We start from the raw sequence: 13,977 nt of genomic DNA on the forward strand, positions 1-13,977 counted from the left end.
GCCATGTTGAACAAGATTATCCGATATTCGCTGAACAATCGGCTGCTCGTGCTGGTTGCTTCGATACTGTTGATGTTTGCAGGCATCTATACGTCGCTCAAGATGGATGTCGACGTATTCCCCGACCTGAACGCCCCCACCGTCGTGGTGATGACCGAGGCTCCGGGCATGGCTCCCGAAGAGGTGGAGCGCCTGGTTACCTTCCCGGTAGAGACGGCCCTCAACGGTGCCACCGACGTGCGTCGGGTGCGCTCGTCGTCGACCACCGGCTTCTCGGTCGTGTGGGTCGAGTTTGACTGGGGTACCGATATTTATCGGGCCCGCCAGATAACCTCCGAAAAACTGGCCGTCGTGGGCGAGAGCCTGCCCCAGGGGGTAGGTACCCCTACGCTGGGCCCGCAGTCGTCCATTCTGGGCGAGATGATGATTATCGGCCTCACGGCCGATTCGACCTCGATGCGCGACTTGCGCACGCTGGCCGACTGGACCATTCGTCCCCGCCTCCTCTCCATCGGTGGGGTGGCACAGGTTACCGTCATCGGCGGCGAGATGAAGGAGTACCAGATTCTGCTCGACCTGCCCCGCATGAAACAATACGGGGTTTCGCTCGACGAGGTGCTGACCGCTGCCCGCCAGATGAACCGCAATGCCAACGGCGGCATCCTCTATGAATATGGCAACGAATACATCATACGCGGTGCCGTGGCTACGACCGATGTCGACGCCATTGCCAAGGGTGTGGTGAAACGCGTCGACGGTGTCCCCATCCTGATGGGCGACATCGCCGAGGTGAAGATTGGCGACAAGGCGCCCAAGCTGGGGTGCGCTTCGGTCGAGGCTCATCCGGCCGTGCTGCTCACCGTCACCAAGCAGCCCAACACCAGCACGCTCGACTTGACCGACAAGCTGCTGGAGTCGGTCGACGAGCTGAAAAAGAACATGCCGGCCGACGTGACCGTATCGACCGACATCTTCCGCCAGTCGCACTTCATCGAGAGCTCTATCGACAACGTGAAGAAGTCGCTCTACGAAGGGGCCTTCTTCGTGGTCATCGTGCTCTTCTTCTTCCTGATGAACGTGCGCACCACCATCATCTCGCTGGTTGCCCTGCCGTTCTCGCTGCTCTTCTCGATATTGGCCCTGCACTTCATGGGCTTCACCATCAACACCATGAGTCTGGGCGGTATGGCCATCGCCATCGGGTCGCTGGTCGACGATGCCATTGTCGACGTGGAGAATGTCTACAAGCACCTGCGCGAAAACCGCAAGCTGCCGCCCGGCGAGCGCAAGCGGGTTATCGACGTGGTATTCGAGGCTTCGCGCGAGGTGCGTATGCCTATCCTCAACTCGACGCTCATCATTATCGTCACCTTCATCCCCCTCTTCTTCCTCACCGGTATGGAGGGGCGCATGCTGGTACCGCTGGGTATCGCCTTCATCGTGGCGCTGTTTGCCTCGACCATCGTGGCCCTCACCCTCACGCCGGTACTCTGCAGCTACCTGTTGGGTAAGGGTGGCGACGACAAGATGAGCCGCGAACCCATCGTGGCCCGCACCCTCAAGAAGTATTACCAGCGGGCCCTCGAGTGGTCGCTGCGCCACCGCCGCGAGGTACTGGGCGGCACCATCGTGCTCTTTGTAGCGGCACTGATTACCTTCTTTACCCTGGGCCGCAGCTTCCTGCCGTCGTTCAATGAAGGGTCGTTCACCATCAACGTGAGCACCCTGCCGGGCATCTCGCTCGAGGAGTCGGACAACATCGGCCGCCGGGCCGAGCAACTGCTGCTCGAGGTGCCCGAAATCAAGACCGTGGCCCGCAAGACGGGACGTGCCGAGCTCGACGAGCACGCGCTGGGTGTGAACACCTCGGAAATCGAAGCCCCCTTCGAACTGAAAGACCGCTCGCATGCCGAGGTGGTAGCCGATGTGCGCAAGAAACTCTCGATTCTGCCCGGTGTCAACATCGAAATCGGGCAGCCCATCTCGCACCGCATCGACGCCATGCTCTCGGGTACACAGGCCCGCATCGCCATCAAGCTCTTCGGCGACGACCTCAACCGCATGTTCATGCTGGGCAACCAGATCAAGAAAAATATCTCGACCATCGACGGCGTGGTAGACCTGAATGTCGAGCAGCAAATCGAACGGCCGCAACTGAAGATTACGCCACGGCGCGAGATGCTGGCCCGCTACGGGGTAACGCTGGCCGAGTTCTCGGAGTTTATCGACGTGGCCCTGGCCGGCGAGGTAGTCTCGCAGGTCTACGAGGGTAGCCGTACCTTCGACCTCACGGTCAAGGTGAAAGACGACGAACGGGCCACGGCCTCCCGCATCGGCGACCTGATGATCGACACGCAGATGGGCAAAGTGCCGTTGAGCACGCTGGCCGAGATAGAGTCGGCCACCGGCCCCAACACCATCAACCGCGAGAATGTGAAACGTAAAATCGTCATCTCGGCCAACGTGAGCGACCGCGACCTGCATAGCGTAGTCGACGACATCCGGGAACGCATCGACGAGACCATCACCCTGCCCGAGGGTTACTTCATCGAGTATGGCGGACAGTTCGAGAGCGAAGCCGCCGCCTCGCGCACCCTCTCGATTGTGTCGCTCTTCTCGCTGCTGGTGGTATTCCTGCTGTTGTACAACCAGTTCCGCAGCGCGTCGCAGTCGGCCGTCATCCTGCTCAACCTGCCGCTGGCCCTCATCGGCGGCGTCTTTATCCTGCGCTTCACCACGGGCGAAATCAGTATCCCCGCCATCATCGGCTTCATCTCGCTCTTCGGTATCGCCACCCGCAACGGCATGCTGCTCGTGTCGCACTACAACACCATGCTGGCCGAGGGACATACGCTGCACGATACCGTATTGCACGGCTCGCTCGACCGGTTGAACCCTATCCTGATGACGGCGCTCACCTCGGCCCTGGCCCTTATCCCGCTGGCTCTGGGCGGCGACCTGCCGGGCAACGAGATACAGAGCCCGATGGCCAAAGTGATTCTGGGCGGATTGATTACTTCGACCTTCCTCAACGCCTTTGTGGTGCCGGTCGTTTATTGGATTATGAACCGTAAAAAAGAAAACCGATGAGAAAAACGCTTTTCCTGCTCTGCGCACTCGCCGTTGCGGGTGCAGGAGCTCAAAATAAGATGGCCGATATTCTGTCGAGTATCGAGACCAACAATCCCCAGCTGAAGGCCGGGGCCCAGATGGTGCTGAGCCAGAAGGCCGAGGTGTCGTCGCAAAACTCGCTCGCCGACCCAACTTTCGAACTGGAGCACCTGTGGGGTGCCCAGAATGCCGGCGACCGCAAATACGACATCACCGTGTCGCAGGCATTCGATTTCCCCTCGCTCTACGTGCAGCGCAACCAGATGGGCAACCTCAAGCGCAGCCTCTACGACGGGCAGCAGGCACTGTTGCGGCAGCAGGTGCTGTTGCAGGCCAAGGAGTTGTGCCTGCGCATCGTCTATCTGAACCGCTGCATTCAGTTGGGCGAGGAGCGGCAGGCGGCTGCCGACCGGCTGGCCGCCCTCTATCGCGAACGACTCGCGACGGGCGATGCCGCCATACTCGACGTGAACAAAATCGAAATCGAACAGCTCAACGTCACCACCGCCAACACACGGCTGCGCAACGACCGTTCGGCCTGTCTGGCCCAACTGCGGGCGCTGAACGGCGGCGAACCCTTCGAAGGGGGCCTCGAGACGTTGGCCGACTACCCGCAGGCAGCGATGCCCGCCTCGTTCGACGACCTGAAAGCCCAGGCCCTGCAGGCCGACCCCGAGCTGCAGCTGCTGCGCCAGGAGAGCCTCATCGCCGACAAGTCGGTGGCCCTCAACCGGGCCGGGTGGCTGCCCAAGTTTGAGTTGGGCTACCGCCATGCCTATGAGTTGGGCGAGCGGTTCAACGGTCTTTCGGTAGGTATCTCCATCCCCCTCTTTGCCAATCGCAAGAAGGTGAAGATGGCCAAGGCCCAGGCTCTGGCCGGGAGCTTTGCCGTGAACAATCGCGAGCAACAGGCTTTGGCCGAGCTGCAGACCGCCTACGACGAAGCCGTATCGTTGCAACGCGACCACGCCCGCTACGACCTGCTGATGCGCCAGAACAACCTGGGGCTGCTGCAAAAGGCCCTCACGGCCGGACAAATATCGATGGTCGAATATCTGGTAGATGCGACCCAGCTCTACGAGGCGTTTGACAACCGGCTCTCGCTCGAGTATGAATACCAGTTGCGGTTGGCCCGCATGTACAAATTCGAATTGTAAGATTACCGCTAAAACCTTGTAACAGAATCCTTCGCGCCTCACCCGGTGCGGAGGATTTTTTTATTCGACAGTCTCCCAGATACCCTCCCTGCAGATGTCCCGGAATAGCCGAGAGTGTTAAAAGATATTATATCCATAAATATTTTCCATAGGAATATTGTTTATATGGAAAACAATATACATCTTTGCAAAGTAATTTCTAATGGAATATTTTTCTTATGAAAACAAATATAGAGATAAAGGACAAAAAGCAAGTGATGAAGAGCTGGATGAAGCGATACGGATTGTTGGCTCTGGGCTTGATATTGGGAGCCGTAGGCGGATACCTTTACTGGCGGTATGTAGGTTGCGCCAGCGGCACCTGCCCCATCACGGCATCGCCCTGGACCAGCACGGTGTGGGGAGCAGCCATAGGCGGATTATTGATGAGTTCATTTAAAAAAGAGAAAAGTTATGAATAAACGACTGATGATTTGGGCGGTGAGTCTGGTTGCGCTTCTGCTGGCCGCCTGTGAAACCCAAGCGACGAACAATGATAAAAATAATAAAAAGGAGAACAAGATGAAAACGATTGAATTGACCAAAGCCGATTTCTTGAAAAAAGTGATGGATTATGAAACCAATCCCAATGAGTGGAAATACCTGGGCGACAAGCCGGCCATCATCGACTTCTACGCCTCGTGGTGCGGCCCCTGCAAAATGGTAGCACCCATACTCGAGGAACTGGCCGAAGAGTACGACGGACAAATCTATATCTATAAGGTGAATACCGAAGAGGAACAGGAGCTGGCCGGTCTGTTCGGGATACGAAGCATCCCCTCGATACTCTTTATCCCCATGGGCGAGCAGCCGCAGATGGCTACGGGAGCCATGCCCAAAAGTTCGTTCAAGGAGGCTATCGACAAGGTATTGCTGAAGAAATAACCCCATGAAGCCACGTTCTCCCGAGCGGGGACTGCGAAAGAGGTGTCGCTTTTTCATCTCCACGGCTTCTACCGTTGCCGTGGAGATGAATATCGTTTGCTGCGACGGGACAGATACAAGAAAAAAATCGGCGGCCCTGGTATCGGATGGATTTACCCTATGATAACTAATTGAATCAGATCGACCAGCAACCGGCCGTAACCGAGACGATTGCCGAAACCATCGGTGCAGGTGAGTCGTATATCTATACCTTCGAGACCAAGGCCGACCTTTCGGAATCGGGTTCGTATACCATCAAAGCCTGGAGCAATCTGGAGAACGACGATATTGCCGACAACGATACCAGCACGGTGAGCGTGCGTCACTTCGGTCCGGCCAAAGTACCCTACTTCAACGGTTTTGAAGATGCATACAGCCGCGAAGCCATCAAATACTTCGACCTGAACTTCGACGAAGCCGACGGCGGTAACGGTTGCTGGGCAATCGAGGCCAACTCGTGGTTCTCTTCGTTCTCCCGTACCGGCGACTATGCCATGATATATTGGTACAGCAGCAACAACGTGGGCGACGACTGGTTCATCTTGGAGCCCATTCAACTGAAAGCCGGTTACTACAGTCTCAAGTTCTGGTACTCTTCCTTCTCCTACGACGAGAAATTTGCCGTATACTATGGTACCGAGGCTACGCCCGAAGCCATGACCACGAAGGTGGTAGAGTATGCCCCCTTCAATACCGACGAATATATGGAGTCGGCCAGTGTAGTCCACATCGAGGAGGACGGGGTTTACTACTTTGGCTTCCACGCCTTCAGCGATGCTAACAAGAATGTGATTTGCATCGACGACATTTCGCTCGAAGAGATCGACATGCTCGGCAACGACCTAGCTGTGACCAACCTCACCTCGCCGGTCAACGAATATGTATCGTCGCAACAGTCGCAAGACATCTCCTTCTCGGTAATCAACAATTCGGTCAACACGATTACCAATGCCTCGGTCGAAGTTGCCGTCGACGGTACGGTTGTCGAGACCTTCGACATCGAGAGCATCGAACCTCAGGAGACTAAAAACTACGTATGCGAGCAAGCCCTGGCCAGCCTCTCGTCCGGCGGTCACACGCTGACGATTACCATCGAGAACGAGGGCAGCGAGAATCTCGAAAACAATACTCTCGAAGTCGAGTTCACCGTAGTGAAGAACCCGGTCATGTACTACGACTTCGAAACGAGAACCGTTCCCGAAGAGCTGACGTTGAGAGCCGAAGACGGTGCCACGGTCAACTCGTCGTTGAACGACATATTCCCCAACAACGAGCCGTGGAACGTGATTGAAATCAACGAGCACCCCACCTTCGGTTCGTGGATGCTTACCGCTGCTTCGTGGTTTACGACGGTTGTTCCGGCCGACCGCTGGTGCATCTTCCCCCAAATCGGGGTTACTTCCGACAATGCCGATATGGTATGGTCGGCCATGTCGGGCGATGCCGGTGAAGATTTTGCCGAGGACTACGAGATTATGGTATCGACCACCGATGCCGAGCCCGAGAGCTTCACCTCGATTCTGACGGTTACCGACGAGAACTTCGCCACCAATCCCAGCACCCGCGGTGTAGACCTGGGCGCCTATAAGGGACAGAACATCTACGTAGCCATCCGTCTGACGACGACCGACGGCTACATGCTCTCGATCGACAACATCGGGTTCTATGGCGATATAGTCAAAGGCGGTTCGTCCGTAGAGTCGGTTGCAGCCGACGGCCGCTTGTGGGTAAGTGCCGGTCAGGTAGTATGCTCGGCCGAGCAGGTAGACCGCATCGTGGTCTTCGATGCCAGCGGACGTCAGGTAGCCGGTTGTGAAAATCAATCGACCCTCGATGTCGACCACTTGTCGAGCGGCGTTTATCTGGTTCGGGCCATGGCCGACGGACAAGTGCTGCAAACCAAGTCTATCAAATAACGCAGAACCTATCGGCGAGGGGGAGTCTCCCGCACGGGGAGATTCCCCCTTCGTTTTGCCCGCAGGCAAAAGCGACTCCCGGTCTTGTTCTGCATTGGAAAAGAAAATGTAATTTTGTAAACCGATACAAAAGTCGTATCGACCGGGGCAGAGAGGCCCACAGCAGGTTCGACTTTTGTGTAAAGAAAGGAGGAAAAAAAGATATGCCAATCGTAGTAGACAAAGACCGTTGTCCGCAGAACCATCGCTGCCCGCTCATCGACCTTTGCCCCCGGCAGGCCATCAGCCAGGTGGGGTTCGGGTTGCCGCAAATCGATGCAGACAAGTGTATAGAGTGCGGCAAGTGTGTTCGTTCGTGTTTCAAACAGGCCATGTATGAAATCAAGTAAGCGTATGGAATCGTTTTGCAAGATACGCGATGTATACCGGGCCATCACCGAGTTTGAAGCCCGGTTTGAAAAGCGCTACGGCCTCGGGCTCAACGAGGGCTCCCTGCTGTGTGCCTTGAGCGATTGCCCCAAACTGTCGTCGGGCGATATTGCCAGACAGTTGAACCTCTCCCAGTCGAACGCCTCGAAGGTGATTCGCTCGGCCGAGAAAAAGGGGCTCATTCAGCGCAGCCTGGGCGATGACGACAAGCGGCAGATGTACTTCTCGCTTTCGCCCGAGGGAGCCGATTGCCTCGCCCGGTTGCAATGTTGCGACATCCAGGTGCCCGAGCTTCTGCAGAAATTGTTGTAACCGAAAAATGTATCCGGCGGGCAGGCCGCCCGTCGTGACCGATAGTATCCCCAGACCCGATTGTTTTCGGGCCTGGGGATTTTTTTTGTCCCCCCCGGCTCATACCCTTCTCTCGTTTAGCCAACCTCACTGATAATAAACGAGTTGTAGCATCAATGTATAACGAATGTTGCTTAGGCTTAAAACAGTTGTAACACAAATGTTGCACGGGCCCGATAATTTTGGCGCAGCATATAACCAACGGAAAAACAGTATGAAAAGGACATTCACATTGATTTTTATTCTCGTGCAAATTGCTGTTGCACAAGCAGCAGGACTTATTTCGGGTACGGTGAAAGAGGGGACCGAGCACCACACGTTGCCGGGCGCCGTACTGCGACTGGACAAATTTAACCGCTACACAGTCTCGGACAAAAACGGTTACTTCGAGTTCCTGAATGTTCCCGACGGGGAGTATCGGGTCGAAGTCACTTACTTAGGATATACGACGGCGTATCAGGACGTCACGGTAAAAGAGGGAGGAAACTCGGTCATCGAGTTTCAGTTGCAGGAAGATTCGAAAGTCTTGAACGAGGTGGTAGTCATGGGCGACCAGGCTCGCGGACAGGCCAAGGCATTCAACCAGCAGAAGACCAACCGCAATGTAACCAACGTGATTTCGGCCGACCAGGTGGGCCGTTTCCCCGACTCGAACATAGGCGATGCGCTGAAACGGGTACCGGGTATCACCATGCAGAACGACCAGGGCGAGGCCCGCAACATCATCGTACGGGGTCTGGCTTCGGAGTTGAACTCGGTGACTCTGAACGGGAACCGCATCCCCTCGGCCGAGGGCGACAACCGCAAGGTGCAGATGGACCTGATTCCCTCGGACATGATACAGACCATACGGGTAAACAAAACCCTTACTCCCGACATGGATGGCGATGCCATAGGCGGCTCGGTCGACCTGGTGACTCGCGCCGCATCGGGCCGGCAGCGCATCTCGCTCACGGCACTGGGCGGTTTCAACCCCATCCGCAACGGGGCTACCGGGTCGGGCTCGTTTGTCTACTCCAACCGCTTTGCCGACGATAAGGTGGGCGTGGTACTCAGCGCCTCGTACATGAACAAGAGCTACGGTTCGGACAATATCGAAGGGGTGTGGGGCAAGGACGACGCCCAGAATATTTTCCTCGAAGAGATGGATATTCGCAAATACGACGTGCAACGCATCCGCCGCAGCATCTCGCTCAATACCGACTGGAAAATCGATGCCAACAACACGCTGGCTGCCGACCTGATGTACAACTGGCGCGACGACAGGGAGAACCGCTTCCGCACCCAGTTCAAGGATGTGGAGCCCGTATACGACGAGGCTACGCAGGCGATTACCGGATACACGGGTAACATCACCCGCGAGACCAAAGGCGGTATAGACAACTGCCGCAACAAGAACGCCCGTCTCGAAGACCAGCGGGTGCAATCCTATTCGCTCACGGGTACGCACCTGCTCTCGCCCCGGTTCGACCTCGACTGGAACCTCAGCTATGCCAAGGCTCAGGAAGACCGTCCGCACGAACGCTACATCGAGTATACGCAAGAGGGACTTTCGCTCACACAAGATCTGACCAACCCGCGACTGCCCTTTATCTCGGCTCCCGGGCAAGACTTGAGTCTCTTTGCCTTCGACAAGCTCACCGAACAGCACGACTATACCGACGAGGATGAATACTCGGCCAAAATCAACGCCCGGGTACCTCTCTCGGCCATCGCATCGCAAAAGGGTCGTCTCCACTTCGGTTTGAAAGCTCGCATCAAGAGCAAGGAGCGCAACAACAACTTTTATGAATATACCCCCATCGACGGTCTCCCCTCGCTGGGCGACATGGAACCGGTCACCTACAACTCGCCGCTGACACAGGGCGACCGCTACATACCGGGCTCGTTCGTCTCCAAAAAATGGCTGGGCAATGTCGACCTCAACAACACCTCTCTCTTCGAGAAAGAGGCCGACCCGTCGGAGTATCTGGTCAACAACTACAAGGCCAAGGAGCAAATCTACGCCGGTTATCTGCGTTGGGACCAGGATATTACCCCCGACCTCACCTTTATCGTGGGGGCCCGCATCGAGCATACCCGGGTCGACTACGAGGGCAACTATGTGCTCGACGAAGACTATGCCAACGCCGACTTGCGCAACGTGAAAAACAGCTACACCAACGTGCTGCCCAACGTGACCATCTGTTACACACCCCGAAAGAATATGGTGCTCCGCGGTGTCTTCTCGACGGCACTCGCCCGCCCCAACTACTACGCCCTGATTCCCTTTGCCGATGTAAAATCGGAAGACCGCGAAATCTCGGCCGGTAACTCCGACCTGAAGGCCACCTACTCCTACAACGCCGACCTCATCGGCGAATACTACTTCCAGTCGGTGGGTATCGTTTCGGCCGGGCTCTTCTACAAAAATCTCGACAACTTCATCTACAACTACCTCGATGCCAACTATACGACCGAGAAGTTTGCCGCCGATTTCCCCAACCTGCCCAACCCCATCCCGGCCGGTGAGCAGTGGCAGTTCCTGCGCCCCCTGAACGGCGACCAGGTACACCTCTTCGGTGTGGAGCTGGCCTTCCAGCGCAAGCTCGACTTCTTTGCCTCGAGTTTCATGCGCAACTTCAGCGTGATGCTCAACTACACCTATACCCACTCGATTACCAAAGGTATCTACAACGAGGACGGCGAGGAGCGTACCGACGTGAGCTTCCCGGGCACGGCTCCGCACATGTTCAACGCCTCGCTGGCTTGGGAGAACAATCGCTTCTCGGCACGTGTTTCTTTGAACTACACCGCCGGGTATCTCGACGAGGTGGCCAGCACGGCTTTTGAAGACCGCTATTACGACGGGCAGCTCTTCCTCGACGCCAACGCCTCGTATCGCATTGCCGACGGCCTGCGCATCTTTGCCGAGGCCAACAACCTCACCAACCAGCCGCTGCGCTACTACCAGGGCTCCAAGCAGTACATGGCACAGCTCGAGTATTACAAGTCGACCTTCGACATCGGTGTAAAATGGGAGTTCTAAAAAACAAGTAAATGATAAAAACAAATAAACGAAGCGAAATGAAAAAATCCGTTAGATTCTTTTTGAGACATGTCCGCACCTTTTCGGCCTTGCTGCTGGTGGGGATTATCCTGTGCGGCTGGTCGTGCCGCCAGACCAACGACACGCAAAACAGCACCTTCCCCGAGTCGATCGACGATAACTTCAACTTTATCGTAGCCAACGACATGGGACGTAACGGCTATTACGACCAGAAGCCCATTGCCGAGCAGATGGGCGAGACGGCCGGCGAGATAGGCATCGAGTTTGTAGCCGCCGCCGGCGACATTCACCACTTCGAGGGGGTGGCCAGCGTCGACGACCCTCTGTGGAATACCAACTACGAATACATCTATTCGCACCCCGAGCTGATGCTCGACTGGTATCCCGTGCTGGGTAACCACGAATACCGGGGCAACACCCAGGCCGTACTCGACTATTCGGGCGTAAGCCGCCGCTGGTGCATGCCGGCCCGCTACTACGACAAGACCTTCGAGGTGGGCGACAGCTCTACGCTCAAGGTGGTCTTTATCGACACGGCACCGCTTATCGACAAATACCACAAGGAGTCGGAAGAGTCGTATCGCGACGTGGCCGCCCAAGACATGCAGGCCCAGCTTCACTGGATCGACTCGGTGCTGAATGCCTCGCACGACACCTGGAAGGTGGTCATCGGCCATCACCCCGTCTATGCTCAGACTCCCAAGGACGAAATCGAGCGCGAGAACCTGCAGGAGCGTCTCGACCCGCTGTTGAGGAAATATGGTGTCGACATGTATATCGCCGGGCACATTCACAACTTCCAGCACATACAGATGCCCGACAGCCCGGTCGACTACGTGGTCAACTCGTCGGCCTCGCTGAGCCGCAAGGTGAGCCCCATCGAGGGAACGCAATATTGCAGCCCCGAACCGGGATTCTCAGTCGTATCGGTATCGGACCAGGAGTTGAGCCTCTACATGCTCGACAAGACCGGCCATGTGCTGCACACGGTTACGCGCACCAAATAACACGAGTTTCTTATTTTCTTTCTTTCAAAGGGGCTTTGCCTGTGGCCGTCGGGCCGGGCGAAGCCCTTCTGTTTTCGTGTAAAGGGCTGGAGATAACGATGCGGGCCGAGCCGCTTCACTCCCGGTTAGAGGTCCGGGGAGTCGGTCGCCCCGGAGGCCTCGGCCTCGGGCTGACGGAAAATCGAGAAGTTCACGCTGCCGTAACTGCGGTGCTGGTCGAAGAGCGGGTGCGACGAGAAGTCGTTGTTCTTCGAATGCTCGAGTACAAAGATACCGCCCGGTTTCAAGAGGTTGCGCGACAGCACCTCGTGCGGCAGAGTCTCCAGCTTGGGCAAGTCGTAGGGAGGGTCGGCAAACACCAGGTCGAACTGCTGGCGGCAGCTTTGTACAAACTTGAAGACATCGCCCTTGATGGGGGTGAGGTTGCGGTCGCCGAGCTGTTGCTGCACCTTGCGGATAAAGTTGTATTGCGTGGGGTAAATCTCGACACACACCACCCGGGCACACTCGCGCGAGAGCAGCTCGAAGCTGATGGCCCCCGTGCCGGCAAAGAGGTCGAGCGCCTCGATGCCCTCGAAGTCGATCAGGTTTTCCAGTACGTTGAAGATATTCTCCCGGGCAAAGTCGGTCGTGGGCCGAGCCTTGATATTAGTGGGGACATCGAACCGCCGACGCCCGTATTTACCGCTGATGATTCGCATGCTGTTTGCTCTTTGGTTTATGATACAAAGATAGTGAAAGGTGAGGGCAGAGGCAAACGGGAAAACTTGTTTTTCAAATTTGACTATGCCGAGCCGCATCCTCTCTTCTGAAAAGATAGCGAAAGGCGAGAGCATAAAATCAAGTTCTCTTGATTTTTATAGCGTGGCACACTATATTTGCAATTCCATTGAGTCTATGAAAATATCATAATCAAACACCACGGGGGAATGGTTCTAAACACGCTGTTTATCGAAAGTCTGTCCAATTTTGCACACGGTTTGTCATCGGCCTTTTTCATCTACTTTGGAATCAATCTGGCCTTCTTTCGGGGCACCAACCGACCATTGCAGGTACTAGGATACCTGTTTTGCCTGTGGGGTGTACAGAATGTAAAAGACCTGTTGCTCTACGTCGACTCGGTGAGCGAGTCGTACTACTACTCTACCCTGTTGCTGTCGTTCGACATGTGGGCAGTACCGTTTTGCGCCCTCTTCCTGCTCGAGATTCTCTACCCCGGCTTCTTCAGCCTCAAGCGGGTGGTGCAGTTCGAATTGCCGTTGGTACTCCTCACCGCCGGATTTGCCACAACGGGTGCATCGGCTTTTTACGTAGGGAGTGTGATCTATATGGCCCTCTTCTGTCTGGTCGTGGTACTCTTCATCGTCTCCAAGGTGAGAAACTACAACCGGTTCATGCGCGAGAACTACTCCTACACCGAGCGGGTGAATGTGCGCTGGCTCATCAACAGCATGATTATTCTGGCCCTCTGTCTGTTGCTTTGGCTCTATACCTGTACCCACATCAGCCATCTGGGCGACCTCGTCTACTATACCACCTCGACCCTGCTGTGGTCGGTAGTGCTCTACTACAGTCTGCGGCAAGAGTGGATACCCGATGTGCCGCAAAACGCCCCAGCACCCGAAGCCGAGGCCTTGGAACCGTTGCGTAACGGCTCGTCGCCAATGAGTCAGAAACTCGAGGAGTATATCCGCGAAAAGGAGTTGTTTCTCAACGCCAAGCTGTCGCTCAACGACCTGGCCACCGAGATGGGGACCAACCGCAGCTACCTCTCCAACTGCCTGAACAACGAGTTGGGGGTGACCTTCTACGACTTCATCAACTCGTTCCGGCTCGAACGAGCCAAGTCGCTTCTCGGCGATGCGGCTTTCGGGGGCAGTATCGAAGAGACAGCCCTCTTGAGCGGGTTCAATTCGGTCTCGACCTTCCGCCGCTCTTTCCAGAAAAAATATGGTTGTACCCCTTCGCAATACCGCAGGCAGAGAGGGGATTGA

The 13,977-nt window shown here is 56.1% G+C and carries 11 protein-coding genes; 10 read left to right on the plus strand and 1 reads right to left on the minus strand.

The genetic code is table 11. The features are described from left to right. The first annotated feature begins 3 nt into the window (after positions 1–3). The 9 genes from B5F38_RS09535 (at position 4) to B5F38_RS09575 (ending at position 11,983) form a co-directional block, all read left to right on the plus strand. The gene (locus B5F38_RS09535) at positions 4–3,090 is read left to right on the plus strand and encodes an efflux RND transporter permease subunit (protein WP_087409058.1); all 3,087 of its coding nucleotides are present in this window, start codon (positions 4–6) and stop codon (positions 3,088–3,090) included. Continuing rightward, a complete protein-coding gene (locus tag B5F38_RS09540; RefSeq protein ID WP_087409059.1) occupies positions 3,087–4,268 on the plus strand; it encodes a TolC family protein in 1,182 nt (393 codons plus the stop codon). The genes B5F38_RS09535 and B5F38_RS09540 overlap by 4 nt, the downstream gene beginning before the upstream one ends. 254 nt (positions 4,269–4,522) lie before the next feature. Continuing rightward, a complete protein-coding gene (locus tag B5F38_RS09545; RefSeq protein WP_162611679.1) occupies positions 4,523–4,729 on the plus strand; it encodes a DUF6132 family protein in 207 nt (68 codons plus the stop codon). Then, positions 4,722–5,192: a thioredoxin gene (gene trxA, locus B5F38_RS09550; RefSeq protein WP_087409060.1), complete on the plus strand. Its 471-nt coding sequence runs from the start codon at positions 4,722–4,724 to the stop codon at positions 5,190–5,192. The genes B5F38_RS09545 and trxA overlap by 8 nt, the downstream gene beginning before the upstream one ends. A gap of 170 nt (positions 5,193–5,362) precedes the next feature. Next, complete coding sequence (locus tag B5F38_RS09555) at positions 5,363–7,147, plus strand: choice-of-anchor J domain-containing protein (RefSeq protein ID WP_087409061.1); 1,785 nt, start codon at positions 5,363–5,365, stop codon at positions 7,145–7,147. Positions 7,148–7,350: 203 nt separating this feature from the next. Further along, positions 7,351–7,536, plus strand: a complete 186-nt coding sequence (locus tag B5F38_RS09560) for a 4Fe-4S binding protein (RefSeq protein WP_087409062.1) — start codon at positions 7,351–7,353, stop codon at positions 7,534–7,536. A 4-nt stretch (positions 7,537–7,540) separates the two neighbouring features. Further along, positions 7,541–7,888 (plus strand): winged helix DNA-binding protein, encoded by a 348-nt coding sequence (locus B5F38_RS09565; protein ID WP_087409063.1) that lies wholly within the window; start codon positions 7,541–7,543, stop codon positions 7,886–7,888. 253 nt (positions 7,889–8,141) lie between these two features. Further along, positions 8,142–10,955, plus strand: coding sequence for a TonB-dependent receptor (locus B5F38_RS09570; RefSeq protein ID WP_087409064.1), 2,814 nt, complete (start codon positions 8,142–8,144; stop codon positions 10,953–10,955). Between the two features lie 62 nt (positions 10,956–11,017). Beyond that, entirely contained in the window at positions 11,018–11,983 is a 966-nt protein-coding gene (locus tag B5F38_RS09575) for a metallophosphoesterase (protein WP_241147845.1), read from the plus strand. Positions 11,984–12,108: 125 nt separating this feature from the next. On the opposite strand, the gene B5F38_RS09580 is transcribed toward B5F38_RS09575, so the two are convergent. Continuing rightward, positions 12,109–12,684 carry an RsmD family RNA methyltransferase gene (locus tag B5F38_RS09580; protein WP_087409127.1) on the minus strand — a complete coding sequence of 192 codons (576 nt, stop codon included), beginning with the start codon at positions 12,682–12,684 and terminating at the stop codon, positions 12,109–12,111. 228 nt (positions 12,685–12,912) lie between these two features. On the opposite strand from B5F38_RS09580, the gene B5F38_RS09585 reads away from it, so the two are divergent. Then, on the plus strand, positions 12,913–13,977 hold the full coding sequence (locus tag B5F38_RS09585) for an AraC family transcriptional regulator (RefSeq protein WP_087409066.1): 1,065 nt from the start codon (positions 12,913–12,915) through the stop codon (positions 13,975–13,977).

This window comes from Barnesiella sp. An22, assembly GCF_002159975.1.
GTDB lineage: Bacteria > Bacteroidota > Bacteroidia > Bacteroidales > Barnesiellaceae > Barnesiella > Barnesiella merdigallinarum.